The following is a 23,245-nucleotide window of genomic DNA, read 5'->3' as shown; positions in this document are numbered from 1 at the left end:
GGATGAGCACCCGTAAAAACATTGCGCTGCACCCGGCCCAGTCGTTTTTGCAGATGCCCATTCACGGAAGGTGAATGTGACCTGAGTGTCTCGTCCAGCTTCACCCACCTGTCACCCTGTTTCCTCTGCCCGAGAATCAGGAGCCGGGTGACGGGTAGCCCCGAACAGGGGCTTTGCACGCGACGCTTCCATCAATAACAAGCCCAAGCGGAGTACCACAGATGGCGTTCTTCACCGCAGCCAGCAAAGCCGACTTCCAGCACCAACTGCAAGCGGCACTGGCGCAGCACATCAGTGAACAGGCACTGCCACAAGTGGCGCTGTTCGCTGAACAATTCTTCGGCATCATTTCCCTTGACGAGCTGACCCAGCGTCGGTTGTCCGACCTTGCTGGCTGCACCCTTTCTGCATGGCGCCTGCTTGAGCGCTTCGATCACGCGCAACCGCAAGTGCGCGTCTTCAACCCCGATTACGAACGCCACGGCTGGCAGTCGACCCACACCGCGGTCGAAGTGCTGCACCACGACCTGCCATTCCTGGTGGACTCGGTGCGTACCGAGCTGAACCGCCGCGGCTACAGCATCCATACCCTGCAAACCACCGTGCTCAGCGTGCGTCGTGGCAGCAAGGGCGAGCTGTTGGAAATCCTGCCCAAAGGCACCCAGGGCGACGACATTCAGCAAGAATCGCTGATGTTCCTGGAAATCGACCGCTGCGCCAACACCGCCGAGCTCAATGTCCTGAGCAAAGAGCTGGAGCAGGTGCTCGGTGAAGTCCGCGTGGCCGTTGGCGATTTCGAGCCGATGAAGGCCAAGGTCCAGGACATCCTGACCATGCTGGACAACAGCCAGTTCACCGTCGATGGCGATGAGAAGAGCGAAATCAAGAGCTTCCTGGAATGGCTGGTGGGTAACCACTTCACCTTCCTCGGCTACGAAGAGTTCGTGGTCAGCGATGAAGCCGATGGCGGCCACATCGTCTATGACAAGGACTCCTTCCTCGGCCTGACCAAACTGCTGCGCGCCGGCCTGACCTACGATGACCTGCGCATCGAAGACTACGCCGTGAACTACCTGCGCGAACCGACCCTGCTGTCGTTCGCCAAGGCTTCGCACCCAAGCCGTGTCCACCGTCCGGCTTACCCGGATTTCGTGTCGATCCGTGAAGTTGATGCCAACGGCAAGGTCATCAAGGAATGCCGTTTCATGGGCCTGTACACCTCGTCGGTGTATGGCGAGAGCGTGCGGGTGATCCCGTACATCCGCCGCAAGGTCGAGGAAGTCGAACGCCGTTCGGGTTTCCAGGCCAAGGCTCACCTGGGCAAGGAACTGGCGCAGGTGCTCGAAGTGCTGCCGCGCGACGATCTGTTCCAGACCCCGGTGGACGAGCTGTTCAGCACCGTGATGTCGATCGTGCAGATCCAGGAACGCAACAAGATTCGCGTGTTCCTGCGCAAAGACCCGTACGGCCGTTTCTGCTACTGCCTGGCCTACGTGCCGCGTGATATCTATTCCACCGAAGTGCGTCAGAAGATCCAGCAAGTGCTGATGGATCGCCTGAAAGCGACCGATTGCGAGTTCTGGACGTTCTTCTCCGAGTCCGTGCTGGCCCGCGTGCAGCTGATCCTGCGCGTCGACCCGAAAAACCGTCTCGACATCGACCCGCTGCTGCTGGAAAAAGAAGTGGTGCAGGCCTGCCGCAGCTGGCAGGACGACTACGCCGCCCTGACCATCGAAAGCTTCGGCGAAGCCCACGGCACCAACGTGCTGGCTGACTTCCCGAAAGGCTTCCCGGCCGGCTACCGCGAGCGTTTCGCCGCTCACTCGGCAGTGGTCGACATGCAGCACCTGCTGAGCCTCAACGAAAAAAATCCGCTGGTGATGAGCTTCTACCAGCCGCTGGGCCAGGTGTCCGGCCAGCGCATGCTGCACTGCAAGCTGTACCACGCCGATACCCCGCTGGCGTTGTCCGATGTACTGCCAATCCTGGAAAACCTCGGCCTGCGTGTGCTGGGTGAGTTCCCGTACCGCCTGCGTCACAACAGTGGCCGCGAGTTCTGGATTCACGATTTCGCGTTCACTGCCGCTGAAGGCCTGGAACTCGACATCCAGCAACTCAACGACACGCTGCAGGACGCATTCGTCCACATCGTGCGTGGCGATGCCGAGAACGATGCGTTCAACCGTCTGGTCCTGACCGCCGGCCTGCCATGGCGCGACGTGGCGCTGCTGCGTGCCTACGCCCGCTACATGAAGCAGATTCGTCTGGGTTTCGACCTGGGCTACATCGCCAGCACCCTGAACAATCACACCGACATCGCTCGCGAGCTGACCCGGTTGTTCAAGACCCGTTTCTACCTGGCGCGCAAGCTGACCGGCGACGATCTGGACGACAAGCAACAACGCCTGGAACACGCGATTCACAGCGCCCTGGACGACGTCCAGGTACTCAACGAAGACCGCATCCTGCGTCGCTACCTGGACCTGATCAAGGCCACCCTGCGCACCAACTTCTACCAGACCGATGCCAACGGCCATAACAAGTCGTACTTCAGCTTCAAGTTCAACCCGCACTTGATTCCTGAACTGCCCAAGCCGGTACCGAAGTTCGAAATCTTCGTCTACTCGCCGCGTGTCGAAGGCGTGCACCTGCGCTTCGGCAACGTGGCTCGTGGCGGCCTGCGCTGGTCCGACCGTGAAGAAGACTACCGCACCGAAGTCCTGGGCCTGGTAAAAGCCCAGCAAGTGAAGAACTCGGTGATCGTGCCGGTGGGCGCGAAGGGCGGCTTCCTGCCGCGTCGCCTGCCACTGGGCGGCAGCCGTGACGAGATCGCGGCCGAGGGCATCGCCTGCTACCGCATCTTCATTTCGGGCCTGCTGGACATCACCGACAACCTGAAAGACGGCGCCCTGGTGCCACCGGCCAACGTCGTGCGTCATGACCACGATGACCCGTATCTGGTAGTCGCGGCGGACAAGGGCACTGCAACCTTCTCCGACATTGCCAACGGCATCGCCATCGACTACGGCTTCTGGCTGGGTGACGCGTTTGCGTCCGGTGGTTCGGCCGGTTACGACCACAAGAAAATGGGCATCACCGCCAAGGGCGCGTGGGTCGGCGTACAGCGCCACTTCCGCGAGCGCGGTATCAATGTCCAGGAAGACAGCATCACTGTCGTGGGCGTCGGCGACATGGCCGGTGACGTGTTCGGCAACGGCTTGCTGATGTCCGACAAGCTGCAACTGGTCGCAGCGTTCAACCACCTGCACATCTTCATCGACCCGAACCCTGAGCCGGCATCGAGCTTCGCCGAGCGTCAGCGCCTGTTCGACCTGCCGCGTTCGGCCTGGTCGGACTACGACACCAGCATCATGTCCGAAGGCGGCGGCATCTTCTCGCGTAGCGCGAAGAGCATCGCGATTTCCCCGCAGATGCAAGAGCGCTTCGACATCCAGGCCGACAAGCTGACCCCGACCGAACTGCTGAACGCCTTGCTCAAGGCTCCGGTGGATCTGCTGTGGAACGGCGGTATCGGTACTTACGTCAAAGCCAGCAGCGAAAGCCACGCCGATGTCGGCGACAAGGCTAACGATGCACTGCGCGTGAACGGCAACGAACTGCGCTGCAAAGTCGTGGGCGAGGGCGGTAACCTGGGCATGACCCAACTGGGTCGCGTCGAGTTCGGCCTCAATGGCGGCGGTTCCAACACCGACTTCATCGACAACGCCGGTGGCGTGGACTGCTCCGACCACGAAGTGAACATCAAGATCCTGCTGAACGAAGTGGTTCAGGCCGGCGACATGACCGACAAGCAACGTAACCAGTTGCTGGCGAGCATGACCGACGAAGTCGGTGGTCTGGTGCTGGGCAACAACTACAAGCAGACTCAGGCCCTGTCCCTGGCAGCCCGTCGCGCCTTGCCGCGGATTGCCGAATACAAGCGCTTGATGAACGATCTGGAAGGTCGCGGCAAGCTGGATCGCGCCATCGAGTTCCTGCCGGCCGAAGATGCAATCAACGAGCGCATCGCCGCAGGCCACGGCCTGACCCGCGCCGAGCTGTCGGTGCTGATCTCGTACAGCAAGATCGACCTCAAGGAGCAGTTGCTGGGCTCCCTGGTGCCGGACGACGACTACCTGACCCGCGACATGGAAACCGCTTTCCCGCCAACCCTGGTGAGCAAGTTCTCCGCGGCGATGCGTCGTCACCGTCTGAAGCGCGAAATCGTCAGCACCCAGATCGCCAACGATCTGGTCAACCACATGGGCATTACCTTCGTTCAGCGACTCAAAGAGTCGACCGGCATGAGCCCGGCGAACGTGGCCGGCGCCTACGTGATCGTGCGCGACATTTTCCACCTCCCGCATTGGTTCCGTCAGATCGAGAACCTGGACTACCAGGTCTGCGCCGACGTGCAACTGGAGCTGATGGACGAGCTGATGCGTCTGGGCCGCCGCGCCACGCGCTGGTTCCTGCGTGCCCGTCGCAACGAGCAGAACGCTGCCCGTGACGTCGCCCACTTCGGTCCGCACCTGAAGGAGTTGGGCCTCAAGCTCGACGAGTTGCTCAGTGGCGAGATCCACGAAACCTGGCAGGCCCGTTACCAGGCGTACGTCGCAGCCGGTGTACCGGAGCTGCTGGCGCGCATGGTGGCTGGCACCTCGCACCTGTACACCTTGCTGCCGATCATCGAGGCCTCCGACGTGACCGGCCAGGACCCTGCGGACGTGGCCAAGGCCTACTTCGCCGTGGGCAGTGCGCTGGACATCACCTGGTACATGCAACAGATCAGCGCTCTGCCGGTTGAAAACAACTGGCAGGCCCTGGCCCGTGAAGCGTTCCGCGATGACGTCGACTGGCAGCAACGTGCGATCACCATCTCGGTCCTGCAACAGGGCGATGGTACCCAGGACGTGGAAACACGGCTCTCCCTGTGGATGGATCAGCACGAGAGCATGATCGAACGCTGGCGCACCATGCTGGTGGAAATCCGTGCCGCCAGCGGCACCGACTACGCCATGTACGCGGTGGCCAACCGCGAACTGCTGGACCTGGCGTTAAGCGGTCAGGCGGTGGTGCCTGCCGCTGTCGCCGCCGAGCTGGAACCGGCTGCCTGATCAGGCGTTGAATGAAAAAGCCCCGCATCGAAAGATGCGGGGTTTTTTTTTGCCTGGGAATCTTGTGGCGTTTGTACCGGCGCCATCGCGAGCAAGCTCGCTCCCACAGTAAATGGGGTGTACATGAGTGGTGTGTAAGACACCAATTACTGTGGGAGCGGGCTTGCCCGCGAAGAGGGCGGTGAGATCAATACAACTTTTGACCAGATTCACTACCAAACATCGACACATTACTTGTCGGGCTGGTCAATAAATTACTGAGCGACTGGTCAAACTTTTGCAAGGCCCTTACTTGCACATTTTGTTGTTCGTTAATGTCGGCAACTATCTCCTCGCTGCGTTTAAAGTCGGCCCAAACCGGACTAAGTGCCTTGGCGTCATGACCTTGCGCAGTACCGATGTAGTTGAAGTTCTTGTCATAAAAGTCCGCACGGACATCCGCCTGGATATCCGAACTGCGCGAGGTCATCAGTTGACTGCGGGTGTCGACCACTGCCATCACATCCGGTTTCGCTGCCCTGAGGCTCTGAATGTCCGGGTATACGATAACCGAGCCAAATTGCCGCTGCAGGGAGGCCTTGACCCAATCCACCGCCTGGTCTGGCCTGGAGGTGGCTACGTAGGCGTCATGAATCGGCTGCACCAGCAGGCTCTGGCCGAAACCGGTGCCGGCGTTGGCTTGATAATCCCGAAGGTAGGCACGATTGGTCTGAGTGGATTGGCTGTAGATAACGCCCAACGAAACATGGCTGCCGTTGGTAATGCTGGTGGCAGCGCTACGGCCCACCGGTTCGGTGAAGATACCGTTCAGCGAAGAGACCGCCGTGGGCGCGGTGGGGATCGAGCAGCCGGTTAATACAACAGCCATGGTCAACGTACTGGCAAGCGCAAGTTTCATGGTGTTTCTCCAGTGAAACAATTTTAGTCGAAAGTTAAAGTTGCCGGTGCTGTTCCGGCGGTGACTCAAGACTAAACCCTGGTTGATTTATTTAAATGGCAAATATCCGCACTTGTCAGGTGGCCAATAGTTTTGTTTGGTTTAAAAGTCTTCGGTTAATTGCGTGAGGAAATTAAAAGTCCCGAATTCGCGATTCGGGCCTTTTTATTTATAGCTGCACGTTCAGGCATCAGTGTTCCAATGGGATCAGCACTTTTTCATCCGGGGCCAACACCATGAACACCAGCAATTTGGCCGGTTTGGTTGCGCTGGCGTTTTTCGATACCAGGTGTTCCGATCCCGCCGGCTCATACCAGAACTCACCGGCCTTGTAGGTTTTCGCCGGCTCGCCCCTGACTTGAGAAACGATTGCTCCCGAGGTGACGTAGGCCATGGTGGAGCCATCGTGTTTGTGGGCGATGGACGACTGACCGGGTTGGTAATCGACTTCGATCATCAGCGCTTTTTTACCGGGGACGTTCTTCAGCAATTCGTCCTGCAGGACAGTCACCTTTTCCGAAGGATCATGGGCAAAAGCCGATGCACAAAACATCAGGGCCAGGGCGGCAAGGGGGGCAGCACAGAAGCGCAACACGTTCATGGTTCTTTACCTGCGGTGGGTTAGTTGTCGAAAACAACAGTAGTGCGCAAGTAATAGAGGTTAAACAGCCAATATTGGGGAAGGCGAGGGGACCAATTAACCGGCGTTAAAAGCAAAGATCGCAGCCTGCGGCAGCTCCTGCGGAGAATTCCGTGCAGGAGCTGCCGCAGGCTGCGATCTTTTGATCTTGTTTTTAAACGATCGGAAAGCTGTTGAAGTCCACGGCGTTGGCCAGTTGGCTATCGATCAGGCTGATGAAGCCCTGGACCTGCGGGCAGTTGAAATGCGATCGCATGGCCGCTTCCGATTGCCAGTGGGCGCTGACGGTCCAGCGATTGGTGTCCTCGGGGCAGCGGTCGACCATATAGGATTCGCAGCCCGGTAGTTCACGCAGGGTTTCGACAATCTTTTGCAGTTGCTTACCCAGTTCATCCGAGCGGCCGGCGGCGGCCTGTACCTGTACGGTATTGATCACTTCATGGGACATTGCTCACACTCCTGAATCAGGCCGGACGAATCCTGCTCATTGAGGGATAACGCCTATGCAGGATAGGCCTGCCCCCGTGGACCGCCAATAGCCAATCGCCGGATAAAGCCGCAGGCCAATCCGTCAGGCCACCTGCTGCAGAATGTCGCGCAAACGGTCCAGGGCGATGTCGATGTCAAGGGTTTCGATGGCGCCAAAACCGAGGAAAAGCCCGGCCTTGGGCGCTTGCTGATAGAAGAAGCTGTCGATGGCATAGAGCCCGACTTCGACTTTTTTCGCCAGTTCGATCACTAATGGAATATCCATCGGCACTTTGCACATCACCACCATGTGGAAACCGGCGGTGGTCGGCACCGCCTCGAGCCAGGGCGAGAGATCGCCGGCCATACGCGTCAGGATTCGCTCGCGGCGCCCGGCATAGATCGTATGGCAGCGCCGGATGTGCTTGAGCAGGCAGCCTTCGGCGATGAACTTGGCCAGCGCCCATTGCGGCAGGGTCGAAGTGTGCAGGTCGGTGAGCTGTTTGGCACGAACCACGGCCTCGAGGATTGCTGGCGGCAGGATCGCATAGCCCAGACGCAGTTCCGGCAACAGGGTTTTCGAAAACGTTCCGACGTAAGCGACGATCCCCCGTTCATCCATGCTTTGCAGGGAATCGGCAGGACGGCCCTCGTAGCGGAATTCGCTGTCGTAGTCGTCCTCGATGATGATCGCGCCCAGCTCATGAGCCTTGGCCAGCAGGGCTACCCGACGCGCCTGGCTCATCGGCATGCCCAGCGGGAACTGGTGCGAAGGGGTGACGTGGATCAGGCGCGTACCGCGAGGAATCTGGTCCACCACAATGCCTTCGGCGTCCACCGGCATGCCAATCACCGTGGCGCCATGGCTGCCGAACAGCAGCCGCGCCGGTGGGTAGCCTGGGTCTTCCATGGCGACTAGGCTACCCGGACTGATCAGCACCCTGGCGATCAGGTCCAGCGCCTGCTGCGCGCCATTGCACACCACCACATCTTCATCCTGGCAATTGACCCCGCGGGAGAACGCGATGTGCCGGGCAATGGCGTTGCGCAGGGCTGGCAAGCCCTCTGGCAGGCTGTAGAGGCCTTTGGAACCGGCAATCTGGCGCAGTGCGTGAGAGGTGCAGCGTCGCCAGTCATCCTGGGGAAACTGGCCCTTGCCGGTGGCGCCGCCGATGAAGTCGTAGCGCAGCGAGCCCTCAAGCGTCGGGTGACGCAGAAACACCGGCAGGTTGCGCCAGGACTCGATCACCTCGAAACCGGCAAGCTCGCAATGGCTCTGTTTACGCTGCACCTTCGGAGTGCGCGCGTTGACGTAAGTGCCTTTGCCGACCACGCCGGTGAGGAAGTTTTCGTAGGTCAGCTGGGAGTAGGTATCGGAAATGGTCTTGCGCGAAATACCCAATTGCTCGGCCAGCAAACGGCTGGGCGGCAGTTGCGTCCCGGCGGTCAGGCGACCGGACTCGATGGCGCTGCGCAGTTGGTTGTACAGCTGGCCGGCCAGGTCCTTGCGGCCGTTGATGACAACATGTAGTTCCATACCGGCGAGGCTCCGGGGCTGTTGAGGCGCGTGTGCGTCGCGCAAGATTACCCCTATCCGCTTGTGGTACAGAAGTTGTGCAGTGGAAAAACCGTCAATTGGTCTGGTGGCGGTGGTCCCCGGGGAAATCGCCTGATTGGATCTGTCATGCCTGAGCGCCAGCGGCTACGGTGAAGGTCACATCACTGCTGCACGAGATCGCTCCATGACCCTTCGCCTGGATTACTACAGCGCGTCCCCCAAAGCGATGAAAGCCATGATCGCGATGGAGGCGCTGACCAGCAGCCTGAGCATCGAGCAGGGCCTGCTGCACCTGATCAAGATTCGTGCTTCGCAGCTCAATGGCTGTGCCTTTTGCACCGACATGCATTCGGTGGATGCACGGCGCCTGGGCGAAAGCGATCGGCGCCTCTATTGCATAGTGGTCTGGCGCGACAGTAATTTTTTCAATCCGCGGGAAAGAGCCGCGCTGGCCTGGACCGAGGCGGTCACTTTGCTCTCCGAAAGCCATGTGCCGGACGATGTCTACGCCCAGACCCGGGAGCAGTTCAGTGAAAGCGAAATGGTCGACTTGACCATCGCCGTCACCACCATCAACAGCTGGAACCGCCTGGCCGTGAGCTTTCGCCAGACGCCCAGCACCTGAGTCTTTGTCATGGCAGGTTCATGAACGATCCGCAGGATGCAACTGTCAGTGTCAGATCGACAGGGAGTCCTCGATGTCAGTCATGGAAACCAGCACCCGCCTGGGGGCTACCGAGTATCGTGTAGCCATTGAAAAAAACACCTCCTGGCGCCAGTTGGCAGCAGGTATCGACCCCGAACTGGCGCTGTGTTTCACCGCCAGCGCCCGTTGCGGTTGCTTCATGCAGGCCGCCCGCAGTCTCAACCTCAAGGCCACCCGCCTGCGCAGGCAACTGGTGCAGCTGGAGACGCAGCTCCAGTGTTCACTGTTCAATCATTCAGACAATGGTTTGAGCCTCAGCCGCGATGGCTTGCGTTTGCACGCACAATTGATCGCCCTGGCCCATGAGCGCAATTTGCCGGTGATCGAGCAGCCGTTGATTCGTCTGGCCGTGGCGGATTCGATCCTGCATGACCTTCTCGGACGCGGCCTGGTTGCACTGCTGCGGCGCAACGCCAGCCTGCGGCTGGATATCATCACGCTCGACAGCGAATTGTCATTGCAGGCGGTCAGCGCCGACGTGGTGGTGTGGCTGGGCGAGACCGAGTCACCGTTACCGGGGCCAAGCTTTGCCACCACTGAACCCCGGCGTCTGGTGCAACTGAATTACCTGCCGCACATTGCCAAGCGCTACTCGCGGGTCGCTTCCAGGCCGGAATGCGTGGATGACCTGGCCGGTTTTCTCCTGGTGCAATGGCAGCAGGACAGCCAGGTTGAAAGCCTGCGGCCATGGAATGCGCTGGTGGATCAGCGCCTGGCCGGAGCGGTGCAGCTGCAATCCTGGGAGCTGATGCTGGAGATGATCCGTTGCAGTGCCTGCATCGGCCTGCTGCCGCACTACATGAGCCACTTCGACCGCGCGCTGATCGCCTTGCCGGGCCTGTTTGACCAGCCGATGCGACGTCAGGTGTGGATGGCGGTCAATGCCCATTCCGGGGGCGACGCGCAGGTAAGGATGATCGTCGAATTGATCGAAAACACCTTCAACGAGCGCCGGGCGTGGTTCGAAAGCTGAACGCAACCCGACTGTGGGAGCGAGCCTGCTCGCGAATGCGGTTGACCAGTCACCTTCAATGTTGAATGTGATGACGCCTTCGCGAGCAGGTCGGATCGCCGCACCGTCGCTCCCACATTGGTACTCGCCACACAGGAAGGTCGCGTTATAGAGTGAACGGCCATGTCTGCTTCAAGGATGATTCACCCATGCCAGCCACCGAGCCCGTTATCACCCTCGAACGCTTCAACGAGTCCCATATCGAAGGCATCACGGCGCTGTACAACGACCCGCAGATCGCCCGACAAACCCTGCAAATGCCGTTTCAGTCCACCGAGCTCTGGCGCAGTCGCCTGGCGCTGGATAACGAACGCCTGGTGAAAGTGGTGGCCCTGCATCAAGGAACGGTCATCGGCAACATTGGCCTGGAGCAGTTCTCACGCATTCGTCGCAGCCATGCCGGCAGTTTCGGTATGGGTGTTGCGGTGGCGTGGCAGGGCAAGGGCGTTGGTTCGAAGCTGCTCGCGACGGCACTGGATATCGCTGACAACTGGATGAATCTGCAGCGCATCGAGCTTTCGGTGTACGCCGACAACGAAGCGGCCATTGCCCTGTACCGCAAGTTCGGTTTCGAAACCGAGGGCCTGTTCCGTGATTACGCCGTGCGCGACGGCGTGCTGGTGGATACCTTGAGCATGGCGCGCCTGCGTCGCCCGCCCAAGGCCGGTTGAGTCAGCCGCCCAGGGCGAACCCCTGGCATACCTCCTGGCTGTTAGTCGCACATCGGCCTCTCGCATCTGCCATGCTCAATGTCCGTAACACCGCTGCAACCAAAGGAACACTGCAATGGACGATGTACAGCAACTGGGCGAAATGCTTCGCCACTACGCCGAAAGCGAAGCGCACAAAAAGCAAGTGTTCGAGTCGCAATCGGCCGAGTGGGCGAAGCGCATTGGTGCGCTGTTCGATCAGATCCAGCAGTGGCTGGAACCGGTCAAGGCACCTGACCTGCTCGAAGTGAACCGCGAAGTGTATGTCGCGTCGGGGCCGAGTGTTCCGGTGGAGACCTCTCCATTCAAGACCGAAAAGCTGAGCATCCTGATCGCTGGCAAACCGGTGGAATTCGTGCCGGAGGTGATGGGTGTCGGCGGGCAGATTTGCGTGGCGGTGATGGGCTTTACAGCAGCACGTTATGGCAGCGTGTCACTGGTGTGCCTGCCGCCTTCCATTAGCTGGCAGTGGCGCAAGACCAATGGCTTGAAAGACCCGGACACTTTTGAGTTCGATGCAAACTTCCTGGCGCAACAACTGCAAAGCCTGATTCCCCGGGAGCGCAGCTGAGACAAATAACCCTGTAGGAGTGGTCGGTGGTGCCTCAGATTTCGAGGTTGCCCCACCCCGGTTTCGGCACTTCAGGCGCCACCGCATTCACTGTCTTGCCCGTCGCCAACTCAACCCGCCGCGCCACTTCCGGGTCATCCGCAAACGGGATCAGGCTCGCATCGTCCAGGCTCTCGGCGGTCTGGTGGCGCAGACAATACTCGATGGCGAACCACAAAAATGCCACAGCCGGAATGTTCAATATGACTTCAATCATCAGGCAAACCGCGCCTCGCGTTCGGCCATCGCCACGTCCGTAACCCGCACTGTGCGCCACACGTTGTAGGCCATCAGCAGCATGCCGCTGAGGAAGAACACCCCGCCGGCAAAGCGCACGACGAATCCCGGATGGCTGGCCTGCAAGGCTTCGACGAAGGAGTAGGTCAACGTGCCGTCATCGTTGATCGCGCGCCACATCAGGCCCTGGGTGATGCCGTTGACCCACATCGAGGCGATGTACAGCACGGTGCCGATAGTGGCGAGCCAAAAGTGCAGGTTGATCAGCGGCGTGCTGTGCATCTGATCGCGTCCGAATACCTTCGGCACCATGTGATAGGTCGCACCGAAGGTAATCATCGCCACCCAGCCCAAGGCGCCTGCGTGTACGTGGCCGATGGTCCAGTCGGTATAGTGGGAGAGGGCGTTGACGGTCTTGATCGCCATCATCGGCCCTTCGAAGGTCGACATGCCGTAGAACGCCAGGGACAGCACCAGGAAACGCAGGATCGGGTCGCTGCGCAACTTATGCCAGGCACCGGACAGGGTCATCATGCCGTTGATCATCCCGCCCCAACTCGGCGCCAGCAGGATCAGCGACATCGCCATGCCCAGGGACTGAGCCCAGTCCGGCAGTGCGGTGTAGTGCAAGTGGTGCGGACCTGCCCAGATGTACAGGGTGATCAGCGCCCAGAAGTGCACAATCGACAGGCGATAGGAATACACCGGCCGGTCCACTTGTTTTGGCACGAAGTAATACATCATCCCCAGAAAACCGGTGGTCAGGAAAAAGCCCACGGCGTTGTGCCCGTACCACCATTGCACCATGGCGTCGGTGGCCCCGGAGTACACCGGATAGGACTTGAACCAGTCGACTGGAATCGACAGGTGATTGACCACGTGCAGCATGGCGATGACCACGATGAATGCACCGAAGAACCAGTTGCCGACGTAAATGTGTCTGGTCTTGCGTTGCACTATGGTAGTGAAGAACACCACGGCGTATGCAACCCAGACCACGGTCATCCACACCGCGCCGGTAAATTCGATTTCGGCGTATTCCTTGGTGGTGGTGTAGCCCAGCGGCAGGGTGATCAGCATCACCACAATCACCGACTGCCAGCCCCAGAACGTGAAGGCGGCGAGTGTGTCCGAGAACAGCCGCACCTGGCAGGTACGCTGCACCGCGTAATAGCTGGCGGCGAATTGTGCGCTGCCGGCGAAACCGAAAATCACCAGGCTGGTGTGCAGCGGGCGCAAGCGCCCGAAGGTGGTCCACGGCAGGTCCAGGTTCATCTGCGGCCACACCAGTTGCGAGGCGATCCACACGCCCATCGCCATCCCCACGACGCCCCAGATCACGGTCGCCACGATGAATTGGCGGACGACCTTGTAGTTATAAGCCTGTCCGATAGTTGTTGTGCTCATGATCGAAGCTTCCGCGGTTGCAATGACATGCACTGTAAAAACCGTGGCGAAAACAAAACAGGTTCAGGAATATTTCATTTGTGCGGATCAGATAAGTTGCGCTACTGCGGCGATCTCACGCGCTCTGATACGGTTTTTAACGATTCAGGTGAATCTGTAACACGCTGCACCGCTGGCGCATAGTCGCTCTTATGAACGAGCCACAGAGCCCGATGCCCCGCAATCCTGATGAGGTATTTACATGTATCAGTACGACGACTACGACCGGGCGCTGGTGTTCGAACGGGTTGCGCAGTTCCGTGATCAGGTCGAGCGCTTCATGGCCGGTGAGCTGAACGAAGAAGAGTTCCTGCCGTTGCGCCTGCAGAACGGCCTGTACATGCAAAAGCACGCTTACATGCTGCGGGTGGCAATTCCCTACGGCACGCTGAGTGCCCGGCAGTTGCGTACGTTGGCTAGCATCGCCCGGGATTACGATCGCGGCTACGGCCATTTCACCACTCGACAGAACATGCAGTTCAACTGGATTGAACTGACCCAGGTGCCGGACATCCTCGAACGCCTGGCCGAGGTGGAAATGCATGCGATCCAGACCTCCGGCAACTGCGTGCGCAACATCACCACCGAAGCCTTTGCCGGGGTTGCGGCCGACGAAATGATTGACCCGCGACCGTTGGCGGAAATTCTGCGGCAGTGGTCGACCATCAATCCGGAATTCCTGTTCCTGCCGCGCAAGTTCAAGATCGCCATCTGCTCGGCCGAGCAGGACCGCGCGGCGATCATGATGCATGACATCGGCCTTTATCTTTACCCGGGTTGCGAAGGACACATGCTCCTGCGAGTCATGGTGGGCGGCGGTCTGGGGCGTACGCCGATCCTCGGCGTGCAGATCCGCGAAGGCTTGCCGTGGCAGCACCTGCTGTCTTACGTAGAGGCGGTGCTGCGGGTGTATAACCGCCATGGCCGGCGGGACAACAAGTACAAGGCACGAATCAAGATTCTGGTCAAAGCCCTGGGCATCGAGGCCTTCGCCCGGGAAGTGGAGGAAGAGTGGCAGTACCTCAAGAACGGCCCGGCGCAACTGACCCTGGACGAGTTCGAGCGTGTGGCCAGTGCGTTCGTCGCACCGCCATATCGTAATCTGTCCGACACCAACCTCGATTTCGGCACGCACCTGGCCGAAAACCCGGCGTTCGCTCGTTGGGTGCAGCGTAATGTGCAGCCGCACAAAGTATCGGGCTATGCCAGCGTAGTGTTGTCGACCAAGCCCGGCAGCGCTGCGCCACCGGGCGATGTCACTACCGAGCAGATGGAGGCGGTGGCCGAGTGGTCCGAACGCTTCGGCTTCGGCGAAATCCGCATTGCCCATGAGCAGAATATCGTCCTTCCGGACGTGTCCAAGGCCGATCTGTTCACCCTGTGGCGCCTGGCCTGCGGACACAATCTAGGCAGCGCCAACGCCGGATTGCTCACCGACATCATCGCCTGCCCCGGTGGCGATTTCTGCGCGCTGGCCAACGCCAAGTCGATCCCCATCGCCAAGGCTATTACCGCACGCTTCGAAGACCTCGACTACCTGCACGACCTGGGCGACATCAGCCTCAATATCTCCGGCTGCATGAATGCCTGCGGTCACCATCACATCGGCAACATCGGCATTCTGGGGGTCGATAAGAACGGCACCGAGTGGTACCAGATCACCCTCGGCGGCGCCCAGGGTAAGCACAGCGCATTGGGCAAGGTCATTGGCCCGTCCTTCAGTGCAGCCGAAGTGCCCGAGGTGATCGAACGCATCATCGACACCTTCGTGCGTTATCGCGAGAGCGAAGAACTGTTCGTCGATGCCTTCCAACGGATCGGGCTAGAGCCGTTCAAGGAGGCGGTCTATGCGAAAGTGCTGGAGGTGTCGGCATGAACAATCTGTTGCGGCTGGAAGAGGGCATGGCGCGGATTGTCGCGGATGATCCGTGGAAGCTCGTGCGCGACCCGCAAGCACCGCTGCCCGTGGGTGCCGCGATTCTGCCGCTGAGCCGTTGGCTGGAAAACCCGTCGCAAAGCGGCGTGTGGCTGGGGCCGGACGATGAAGTGGAAAGCCTTCAGCCATGGTTTGCCCAACTGCCCTTGATCGCCCTGGATTTTCCGAGCTTTCGCGATGGCCGCGGATACAGCCAGGCGTATCTGCTGCGCACGCGATTGGGCTGGGCCGGCGAGTTGCGCGCCATCGGCGATGTCTTGCGCGATCAACTCAGCCACATGCGCCAATGCGGCTTCGACAGCTTTGCCGTGCGTGAAGACAAATCCGCAGAAGATGCATTGAAAGGATTGGCAGGAATGAGCGTGTTGTACGGGCGTTCAGTGATTGAGCCGCGGCCGTTGTTTCGTCGGCGGGGCTAGATCACTAGCAAAAGGGCGCATCCCGAACGGCGGAATGCGCCGGGGGCTGTCAGTTGATGCGAACCAGCGTCCCTGACCCGGTCTTTTCATGGGTAGCTGAATCTGTAGCGTAGTTTCCTACGCACATATCCGAAAGAGCTGATAGTTGCTCTGATTCCGAGATGACACTTTGTTCAGCTCTTGAATGGGTGGTCAGATCGAAGAGGTTTCATCGGATGGAGGGAATTTCGTTTGAACAGGCTCTGTCGCTGGTCTCATGGCAGAACAGTCTCAATTGCCTGGTGGATCCGGACTGGTCCCGTGCCCAGTATCCTTATCTGCGTGGCGTTCTGGCTGAAACCGCCGAGGCCATGGACCATCACGGCTGGAAGTGGTGGACTCCACAGACCCCCGATCTGCAACAGTTTCAATATGAACTCATGGATGTATTGAGCTTCTTCCTCTCCCATCACATCAGTGAAAATCGCGGTGACCTGAGTATTTCTGCTCGCGCCCTGGTCGGGCAATCAGATCCCGAAGTGAAACATTATCTGTTCGACAAGCGCGCGATTGACCTGAAGGCCTGTGATGTCCTGCAGCTATTGGAGTGGTTCGCGGGCCTGGCGATTTTTGGAATAGCTGCCTTTCCTGTGCTGGAGCGCATATTTTGCCTGTCGGGGCTGAGTGACTGGGACGCTGTGGTTTCAACGTACCGCGAAAAATATGAATTGCATGTGTTTCGACAACGCAATGGATACAAATCGGGTGAGTACCGGAAAAACTGGAAAGGAAAAGAAGACAGTCTGCATCTCGCTGAACTCGTCCAGAGCAGTGGTCGCACAGGTGCCAGTCATGATTGGCAACTCGATCAAACATTAAAAAATGCCTATTTACGCCTGACCTCTCGAAATGATGTCGAACCAGGGGGTAGCAATGCCTGCGATTGAACAACTTCCCGGACCCGCCGGGTTGCCGTTGCTCGGTAATGCATTGCAACTCAAGTCATCGCAGGTCTACAGGCAACTATGCGAGTGGGCGGACCGATATGGCTCTATCTATACATTCAGAATCGGTAGGCGCCGTATTTTGGTTATTTCCGATGCGGCACTGATCGGGGAGTTGTTGCGCAATCGTCCGGAAAAGTTTCGTCGATGGAGCAAAATGGAAGAGCTGGGCCTGGAAGTTGGAGCCGATGGCGTGTTTGTGGCCGAGGGGCAGAAGTGGCGACGCCATCGCGAGTTGGTTGTGCCGGCATTTGACAAACTGCATGTCAAACATTTCTGGAGTCGGCTGGAGGCAGTCACGGAACGCCTTGAGAACCATTGGCGCGGGCGCGCTATCGCCCGGCGGGCGTTTGATATTCGCCAGGATTCGATGAGCTATACGGTCGACATCGTTGCCGGGTTTGCCTTTGGTCATGACCTGAATACCTTGAATGACAAGGACAGCGTGCTGCAGGGGCACCTATCGCAATTCTTGCACACGGCTGCGCGGCGTCAGGCCGCGATATTTCCCTATTGGCGTTACCTGAAGTCTAAGTTGGACCGCAAGTTCGACGCATCCCTTGCGCAAATAAACCAGACAGTCAATGAAATGATCGCGCAGGCGCGCGTACGTATTGCAGCCGATCCCTCGCTTTGCGAGCGCCCGGGTAACATGGTTGAAGCATTGGTTGCCTATCAGAACAACAATGACACCGGAGCCCTGAGCGATGGCGAGATTGTCGGCAATGTACTGACTTTCCTGTTGGCGGGAGAGGACACCACTGCCAATACGATTGCCTGGACGATTTACTACATGGCCCGTCACCCCGATATCCAGCGTGAGATGCAGCGCGAGGTGGACTGTGTCATTGGTGCCGGCACCCGGTTGAGCGACATAAAGCAAATTGATGAGTTGCGCTACGTCAACGCAGTCATACAGGAAAGCATGCGTCTCAAACCGGTGTTTCCGCTCCTGACGCTTGAGCCTAACCAGGATGTGCTGATCGACAATGTGTCGGTGACCCGAGGCACCCCGTTGTTCCTGTTGCCGGGCCACCTGGGACAGCAGTCTGGCTGCTTTACCGATGCCTGGCAGATGCGCCCCGAACGCTGGCTCGATGACGTCCGCTATGTCGATGACAACCCCAAGGCCTTCATGCCCTTTGGATCCGGGCCGAGGTATTGCCCCGGTCATCGCCTGGCGAAACTGGAGTGCCTCATGGCCATCAGCACATTGGCCAGGAGCTTCCATGTGCTACCGGACCCGGACGCCGTTGAAACGAGTGAAATTTACGCCTTCACCCTTTGCCCCTCGCATGTGCCGGTACTACTGAGCAAGCGCTGACCCTACCCGCAAATAAACCTTGAAAATGGAGCTTTAATTGGACAGTCAATCCCAGTCCTATCTATTGCGCGTGGGCGATGCCGATCGCGAGCGCCTCGAAGTGCTGGCCAGCATCTACGATCCAGGCAGCCAGGACTTTCTGCAACGTCACCTGCCAGCTCAGGCACGTACTCTGATTGATCTTGGTTGTGGTCATGGCCAACTGACATGCTGGATGGCGAAGGCATTCTCCCGGGCCTGGGTCTACGGGCTGGATCTATCAGATGAGCAGCTGTCTATCTGTGAGCAGAACCGGGTGGCGCTTGACGTACCGAATGTCAGCTTCCATCGTCATGATGTGCTGGACCCTGCCCCGGATATTCCACAGGCAGATGCAGTTTATTGCCGCTATCTCCTGTTGCACTTGAGAGAGTGGGACACCTTCTTCCATAACGTTCTGGCACTCTGTAAGCCGGGCGGTTCACTGCTGATCGAAGAGCCGGGATTTCCCTTTTTCTGTTATCCACGCCATGAAGCGCTCGATCGTGCGAACGCCCTCGGACAAGCACTGACCTCGAGGATGGGCTTGCGTTTTGACTGTATTGATCCGTTATGGCGCTATGTTCATGCACTGGACAGTGTCCGGGTAAAGGCTTATTCGTTCAGCCAGCCGATCCTGGCTACCGACCGCCAGAAAAGCCTGCTTTGGCGTTCATTTACGCAAATTCATCAACCCTTGGTCTCGATGGGGTTGTGTACTGGGCAAGAGGCTGATTCCATTCTTGCCCAGCTGGCGCATATTGCCGGCGATCCACTGTACGTTGTCGGTACCTTGCGCATGGTTCAGTTGCATCTGGTGAAGCTGTGATGGCTGAGATCAAAGTGATTCTGGTTGATGAAAAAGACCAACCGGTGGGCGAAATGGAAAAGCTTGCAGCCCACGAAAAGGGGCTGATGCACCGAGCGGTCACGGTCTACGTGTTCAACTCGCGCAGTGAGCTTTTACTCCAGCAGCGCGCCGCGGACAAATACCACTGTGGTGGGCTTTGGAGTAACGCCTGTTGTGGTCATCCTTACCCAGGGGAGGACACACTTGCAGCGGCACAGAGGCGGCTTGAAGAAGAAATGGGCATCAGGTGTACGCTACACAAGGGCTTTGAGATCAAGTACCGGCTGGAGGTTGACCAAGGCTTGGTAGAGCACGAATACGGTCACGTATTTTATGGGGTCAGCGACCAGTTGCCGGTACTGAACCCAGATGAAGCCCAAGCGTTTTGTTACCTGTCCCGAGGGCAAATAGAGGCGCACATGCTCCGGGACCCGGAGCATTTCACGCCTTGGTTTCGATACACTTTTGTCAGGGCAAGCAAAGCGTTTGAGGTGTGACGCCAGCTGTTATTTCAATGCCGGGTCCCCCATGTTCATTTTCTTCCAGCCTTGCAACAGCACCTGCGCCTTGGGCTCCTGGCCGTTGTCCAGGTAGTACTGGATCAATGACAAGCGGGCATTGCGGTTGGACGGTTGTTCTTTCAACAGCCGTTCCAGCTCTGCGCACGCCTCGTCAATCTTGCCGCTGTCATGCAGGGCCACCGCCAGCACATAGCCGAACTGTCCGCTCTGTGGCTCCAGTTGCGCGGCCTTGCGCAGGTACGGCATGGCTTGTGCGGCCTTGCCCGCGCGAATCAGCGCAAGGCCCTGGGTGTGTTGCAGCAGGCCTGAGTCAGGGTGGTCCTTGAGGCTTTGCGCCAGCAGGACATGGCCTTCCTGACGGCGACCGTTGGCCTCCAGCCATTGCACCAGGGTGACCAGCGCCGGGTAGAAGTCCGGGTCGCGCTGCAAGGCGGTACGCAGCAAACCTTCGACTTCTGCGCTGCGACCATCTGCCTGATAGAGCATGGCCAGGTTCAGGTTGGCCTCGGCACGCTCGACCAGACTCTTTTGCACCGCCTCGTATTCGACGATAGCGGCATTCCAGCTGTCCTGAGCCGTGCCCAGGCCGTTGCGCGCCACACTGAGCAAATCCCGGGCGACGGCGATGCGCACTGCTCTGACAGGATCATTCAACAAGGGGGTCAGCAGCTGCGCGCGTTCCGGTGGCGGCAGGAATGCGCTGAGCGCGCGTATGGCGCTCTCACGTACTTGAGGCGCCGTGTTGCTCAGGTCCCTGGTGGCCAGTTTCAACGCTTGTTCGCTCGGATACAGCGACAATTCGCCGAGCAACGTGGCGCGCTGGATCGCCGGCAGATTGCTGCGTTGCAGCTGCTCGAACAGCGCCTGCGCCGCACCCGGTTGACCGTTACGGATCAACCACAGGCTTTCGTCGTAACGCGGGGCCTGCACCGCGCTGGCGTTGGCGGTGTTCCACAGTTTGAATTGCTCGGTGATCTTGTCGCCGGCCTTGCCCTGGTGGCAGGTCAGGCAGGCGTCAGGCGTACCGAGTTTTTTTGCTCGCTCAGGGTCGGGAATGCTGAAACTGTGGTCATGCCGAAAGTCATTGCCCATGTAGAACTTGCCGGGCATGTGGCAATCCACGCACTGCGAGCCCGGTTGGCCCATGGTGTGGCGCGTGTGTTCGATGGAATCGTAGTTTTTCGCTTGCAGGTCCTTGCCGTCGACACCTTCCACGGTGGTTTTGCCGGCGGTGTTGTGGCATTGCAGGCATACGCCGTTGCCTGGCGCTTTCAATTGAGTGCTGTGCGGGTTGTGGCAGTTGCTGCAACGCACGCCCTTGTCGAACATTTTGCTCTGGGCGAAGGAGCCGTGTTCGAACACTTCGTCCTTGATCTTGCCGTCCAGCGCGTACAACTCACGGGTCAGGACGCTCGGCAGGTAGTCGTCCATCAGGCGCTTGCCGACCGTGTAACCGTCGTCCAGCGGCGCGCGGCGCGAGTGGCAGCGGGCGCAGGTTTCGATTTCGACAGTGGCGTTCTTGTCCATGAGGTCGACGGCAAATCCGGCATGGATCAGGTCGGTTTTCTTCGCCGTCCATTCCAGGTGGCTGGACGCCGGACCGTGGCAGGCCTGACACCCGACACCGAGGCTGTTCCAGTGACTGTCGAAGGTGTTCTTCGCTGCGTCGAAATTGCGTTTGAAACCGGTGGTGTGGCACTCGACACACATGAAGTTGGCGTTCTGGCTCGGTTTGCTCCAGTGCAGCGGGTTCTTGAAGTTCACACCCTGGCCCGGATACAGGTGAAACCAGCGGTGCTTCTCGGTATCCCAGGCTATGCCGAGGGCCTGCAAGCGGCCTTCGCCGACCTCGATCAGGTATTGCTGCAAGGGGGCGATGCCAAAAGCATAGGCCACCTTGAAGTCGGCATTCTTGCCGTTGACGCCGGGGGTGTTGACCCAGAATTCGTCGCCTTTGCGCGAGAACACCGTGGTCTCTTTTTCGGTCTTGAAGGTGACGTTATTGAAGTCGCCGAGCAGGGTGTCGGCGTTGGCTTGCTGCATCGCCAATTGGTGATGGGAGCCTTGCCAGTCCTTGACCTGCTCGCCGTGGCAGCCCTGGCATTGTTGCTCGTCGACCATTTTCGCAGGCGCGAGAGCGACCGGTTGCGGTTTGGCCAATTCCACGACAGGGGCGCTGACAGGGACTGGCTGGAGCCGCGTCGGTGCACTGCTCAGCAAAAACCAGCCAATACCCGCCACTGCGAGCAGCAAGATGCCGATGGTGACTGGGAAGAGGTAACGGTTGATCAGGGTCGGTTGCGAATCAGGGTGTGGGTTTGCAGCTTTATTTTTATGTTTGCGCATCACGACTTCCATGGTCCAGGTGCGATTGCCATCAAGCACGCGTTCAAGCTCGATGCAGCTTTGCCGGATGGCCAGCGTCTGTCAAATGACGGATGCTGTGAGGCTGATGACCCTATCGTCGGAGCGCCGCCCGGAGCAGGCTCGCTCCCACACTGGATCTGTGAGCGCCACAAGTCCCCTGTGGGAGCGACGGTGCGGCGATCCGACCTGCTCGCGATGGCGACCGCCAAGGCCCCCAATCACTCCCCGACAATCCACCGGTAATGTACTGCGATAAACGTTTATCGCAGTCCTGCATGACGTCTTTTTATTGCGTTTGCTCGGCTGTGGAGGCATCGAACGGATAGATTCGACGCCATTCGGACGCCATGTCGACGACCGTCCAGCCACGTTTGTTCGCTTCGTCCAGAGCCTTGTCCAGACGACCGATCTGCGATTTGCGGTCGTAAGCCCATTCGCGTTTGGCGTCGGTGTGGTGCACCAGGCCCATGAAGCGTTTACCGGGACCGGCGGCGGTCCACTGGAGCATTTGCAAGTCACCGTCGGAATTGCCAAAGGCGAGGATTGGCCGGCGTCCGATCACGGCGTCGATGCTTTCCGGTTTGCCCGGGCCATCGTCGTTGTGGGCCAGTTTTGGCGTGCGCAGGATAGATGCCTGGCCGTCCTTGAATTGATAGGCAGTGACAAAGGTGGTGCCAATGACCTGTTCTGGCGGGATGCCATAGACCTTCTCGGCGAAGGCGCGCATGAACCCGGTGTCGCCGCCGGACACGATGTAGGTCTTGAAGTCCTGGCCGCGCAGGTAGTCGAGCATTTCCAGCATCGGCTGGAAGATCATCTCGGTGTACGGTTTGCCGGTTTTCGGATGGCGGGCCTGGCTCAGCCAGGTTTTGGCGTAGTCATCAAAGGCATCGGTGGTCATCCCGGTGTGGGTGGCAGCGAAAATTTTCATCATGCCTTCCATGCCAGTGGCGGCCAGGGCCTTGTGATCGTTTTCCAGCACCGCCTGGAAGGGCTGGGTGGTTTTCCATTCCGGGTGCTGCGGTGCGGTGCGTTTGACTTCCTGGAGGGCGAACAATAACTCGAAGTACATCGGCTGCTCGCTCCATAAGGTGCCGTCGTTATCGAACACGGCAATGCGGTCCTCGGGCTTTACGAAGTCCTTGCTGTTTTGATCGGTGACCGTCTGCACGAACTCGATGATCTGTTTTTTCGACGGGCCATCGTTCCAGGAGGGTAGCGGCTCGGCCGCCTGAACCAGTAACGGCAGGCTCAAGGCCAGGGTCAGCAGGAAGCTGAACATGCGGCGATGGCGCAGAGATATCGAATTCGTCATGGGAAATCCTTCTCGTCAGCGGGGTTGAGCGGATGCAGTGCACCAGAGACGGATTCTCTGTTGCGCCCGGC

General features: G+C 59.1%; 19 protein-coding genes. 11 read left to right on the top strand and 8 right to left on the bottom strand.

What is annotated here, in order from left to right; translation table 11 throughout:
• Positions 1–221: 221 nt before the first annotated feature.
• Positions 222–5,117 (top strand): NAD-glutamate dehydrogenase, encoded by a 4,896-nt coding sequence (locus C8K63_RS05995; RefSeq protein ID WP_108215852.1) that lies wholly within the window; start codon positions 222–224, stop codon positions 5,115–5,117.
• 187 nt (positions 5,118–5,304) lie between these two features.
• On the opposite strand, the gene C8K63_RS05990 is transcribed toward C8K63_RS05995, so the two are convergent.
• The 4 genes from C8K63_RS05990 to C8K63_RS05975 all read right to left on the bottom strand — a co-directional run bounded on the left by C8K63_RS05990 (position 5,305) and on the right by C8K63_RS05975 (position 8,699).
• Entirely contained in the window at positions 5,305–6,015 is a 711-nt protein-coding gene (locus C8K63_RS05990) for an ATPase (protein WP_108215851.1), read from the bottom strand.
• 229 nt (positions 6,016–6,244) lie between these two features.
• Entirely contained in the window at positions 6,245–6,655 is a 411-nt protein-coding gene (locus C8K63_RS05985; protein ID WP_108215850.1) for a cupin domain-containing protein, read from the bottom strand.
• A gap of 193 nt (positions 6,656–6,848) precedes the next feature.
• Positions 6,849–7,142: a putative quinol monooxygenase gene (locus tag C8K63_RS05980; protein ID WP_108215849.1), complete on the bottom strand. Its 294-nt coding sequence runs from the start codon at positions 7,140–7,142 to the stop codon at positions 6,849–6,851.
• A 123-nt stretch (positions 7,143–7,265) separates the two neighbouring features.
• Positions 7,266–8,699, bottom strand: coding sequence for a PLP-dependent aminotransferase family protein (locus C8K63_RS05975; protein WP_108215848.1), 1,434 nt, complete (start codon positions 8,697–8,699; stop codon positions 7,266–7,268).
• A gap of 205 nt (positions 8,700–8,904) precedes the next feature.
• On the opposite strand from C8K63_RS05975, the gene C8K63_RS05970 reads away from it, so the two are divergent.
• The 4 genes from C8K63_RS05970 to C8K63_RS05955 all read left to right on the top strand — a co-directional run bounded on the left by C8K63_RS05970 (position 8,905) and on the right by C8K63_RS05955 (position 11,719).
• On the top strand, positions 8,905–9,345 hold the full coding sequence (locus C8K63_RS05970) for a carboxymuconolactone decarboxylase family protein (RefSeq protein ID WP_108215847.1): 441 nt from the start codon (positions 8,905–8,907) through the stop codon (positions 9,343–9,345).
• Positions 9,346–9,418: 73 nt separating this feature from the next.
• On the top strand, positions 9,419–10,399 hold the full coding sequence (locus C8K63_RS05965) for a LysR family transcriptional regulator (RefSeq protein WP_108215846.1): 981 nt from the start codon (positions 9,419–9,421) through the stop codon (positions 10,397–10,399).
• Between the two features lie 188 nt (positions 10,400–10,587).
• A complete protein-coding gene (locus C8K63_RS05960) occupies positions 10,588–11,109 on the top strand; it encodes a GNAT family N-acetyltransferase (protein WP_108215845.1) in 522 nt (173 codons plus the stop codon).
• A 115-nt stretch (positions 11,110–11,224) separates the two neighbouring features.
• Positions 11,225–11,719, top strand: coding sequence for a hypothetical protein (locus C8K63_RS05955; protein ID WP_108215844.1), 495 nt, complete (start codon positions 11,225–11,227; stop codon positions 11,717–11,719).
• Between the two features lie 34 nt (positions 11,720–11,753).
• On the opposite strand, the gene C8K63_RS05950 is transcribed toward C8K63_RS05955, so the two are convergent.
• Both C8K63_RS05950 and ccoN read right to left on the bottom strand, forming a co-directional pair.
• Positions 11,754–11,975 carry a CcoQ/FixQ family Cbb3-type cytochrome c oxidase assembly chaperone gene (locus tag C8K63_RS05950; RefSeq protein ID WP_108215843.1) on the bottom strand — a complete coding sequence of 74 codons (222 nt, stop codon included), beginning with the start codon at positions 11,973–11,975 and terminating at the stop codon, positions 11,754–11,756.
• Positions 11,975–13,402 (bottom strand): cytochrome-c oxidase, cbb3-type subunit I, encoded by a 1,428-nt coding sequence (ccoN, locus tag C8K63_RS05945; RefSeq protein ID WP_108215842.1) that lies wholly within the window; start codon positions 13,400–13,402, stop codon positions 11,975–11,977. Before ccoN ends, C8K63_RS05950 begins: the two co-directional genes overlap by 1 nt.
• 241 nt (positions 13,403–13,643) lie before the next feature.
• On the opposite strand from ccoN, the gene C8K63_RS05935 reads away from it, so the two are divergent.
• The 6 genes from C8K63_RS05935 to idi all read left to right on the top strand — a co-directional run bounded on the left by C8K63_RS05935 (position 13,644) and on the right by idi (position 19,468).
• A complete protein-coding gene (locus C8K63_RS05935) occupies positions 13,644–15,317 on the top strand; it encodes a nitrite/sulfite reductase (RefSeq protein WP_108215841.1) in 1,674 nt (557 codons plus the stop codon).
• Entirely contained in the window at positions 15,314–15,796 is a 483-nt protein-coding gene (locus C8K63_RS05930) for a DUF934 domain-containing protein (RefSeq protein ID WP_046037152.1), read from the top strand. Before C8K63_RS05935 ends, C8K63_RS05930 begins: the two co-directional genes overlap by 4 nt.
• Positions 15,797–16,011: 215 nt before the next feature.
• Complete coding sequence (locus tag C8K63_RS05925) at positions 16,012–16,722, top strand: dUTP diphosphatase (RefSeq protein ID WP_158273934.1); 711 nt, start codon at positions 16,012–16,014, stop codon at positions 16,720–16,722.
• The gene (locus tag C8K63_RS05920) at positions 16,709–18,103 is read left to right on the top strand and encodes a cytochrome P450 (protein ID WP_158273933.1); all 1,395 of its coding nucleotides are present in this window, start codon (positions 16,709–16,711) and stop codon (positions 18,101–18,103) included. The genes C8K63_RS05925 and C8K63_RS05920 overlap by 14 nt, the downstream gene beginning before the upstream one ends.
• A gap of 37 nt (positions 18,104–18,140) precedes the next feature.
• A complete protein-coding gene (locus tag C8K63_RS05915; protein ID WP_108215838.1) occupies positions 18,141–18,950 on the top strand; it encodes a bifunctional 2-polyprenyl-6-hydroxyphenol methylase/3-demethylubiquinol 3-O-methyltransferase UbiG in 810 nt (269 codons plus the stop codon).
• Positions 18,950–19,468 (top strand): isopentenyl-diphosphate Delta-isomerase, encoded by a 519-nt coding sequence (gene idi, locus C8K63_RS05910; RefSeq protein WP_108215837.1) that lies wholly within the window; start codon positions 18,950–18,952, stop codon positions 19,466–19,468. Before C8K63_RS05915 ends, idi begins: the two co-directional genes overlap by 1 nt.
• Before the next feature lie 9 nt (positions 19,469–19,477).
• Here the strand turns inward: idi and C8K63_RS05905 are convergent, their stop codons facing one another.
• Both C8K63_RS05905 and C8K63_RS05900 read right to left on the bottom strand, forming a co-directional pair.
• Positions 19,478–21,838 (bottom strand): tetratricopeptide repeat protein, encoded by a 2,361-nt coding sequence (locus tag C8K63_RS05905; protein WP_108216085.1) that lies wholly within the window; start codon positions 21,836–21,838, stop codon positions 19,478–19,480.
• A gap of 307 nt (positions 21,839–22,145) precedes the next feature.
• Positions 22,146–23,174: an HAD family phosphatase gene (locus C8K63_RS05900; RefSeq protein WP_108215836.1), complete on the bottom strand. Its 1,029-nt coding sequence runs from the start codon at positions 23,172–23,174 to the stop codon at positions 22,146–22,148.
• Between the last annotated feature and the right edge of the window lie 71 nt (positions 23,175–23,245).

Origin of the sequence: Pseudomonas sp. GV085 (genome assembly GCF_003050925.1) — a bacterium.
GTDB lineage: Bacteria > Pseudomonadota > Gammaproteobacteria > Pseudomonadales > Pseudomonadaceae > Aquipseudomonas.
This window is presented reverse-complemented; position numbering and strand designations above follow the sequence as displayed.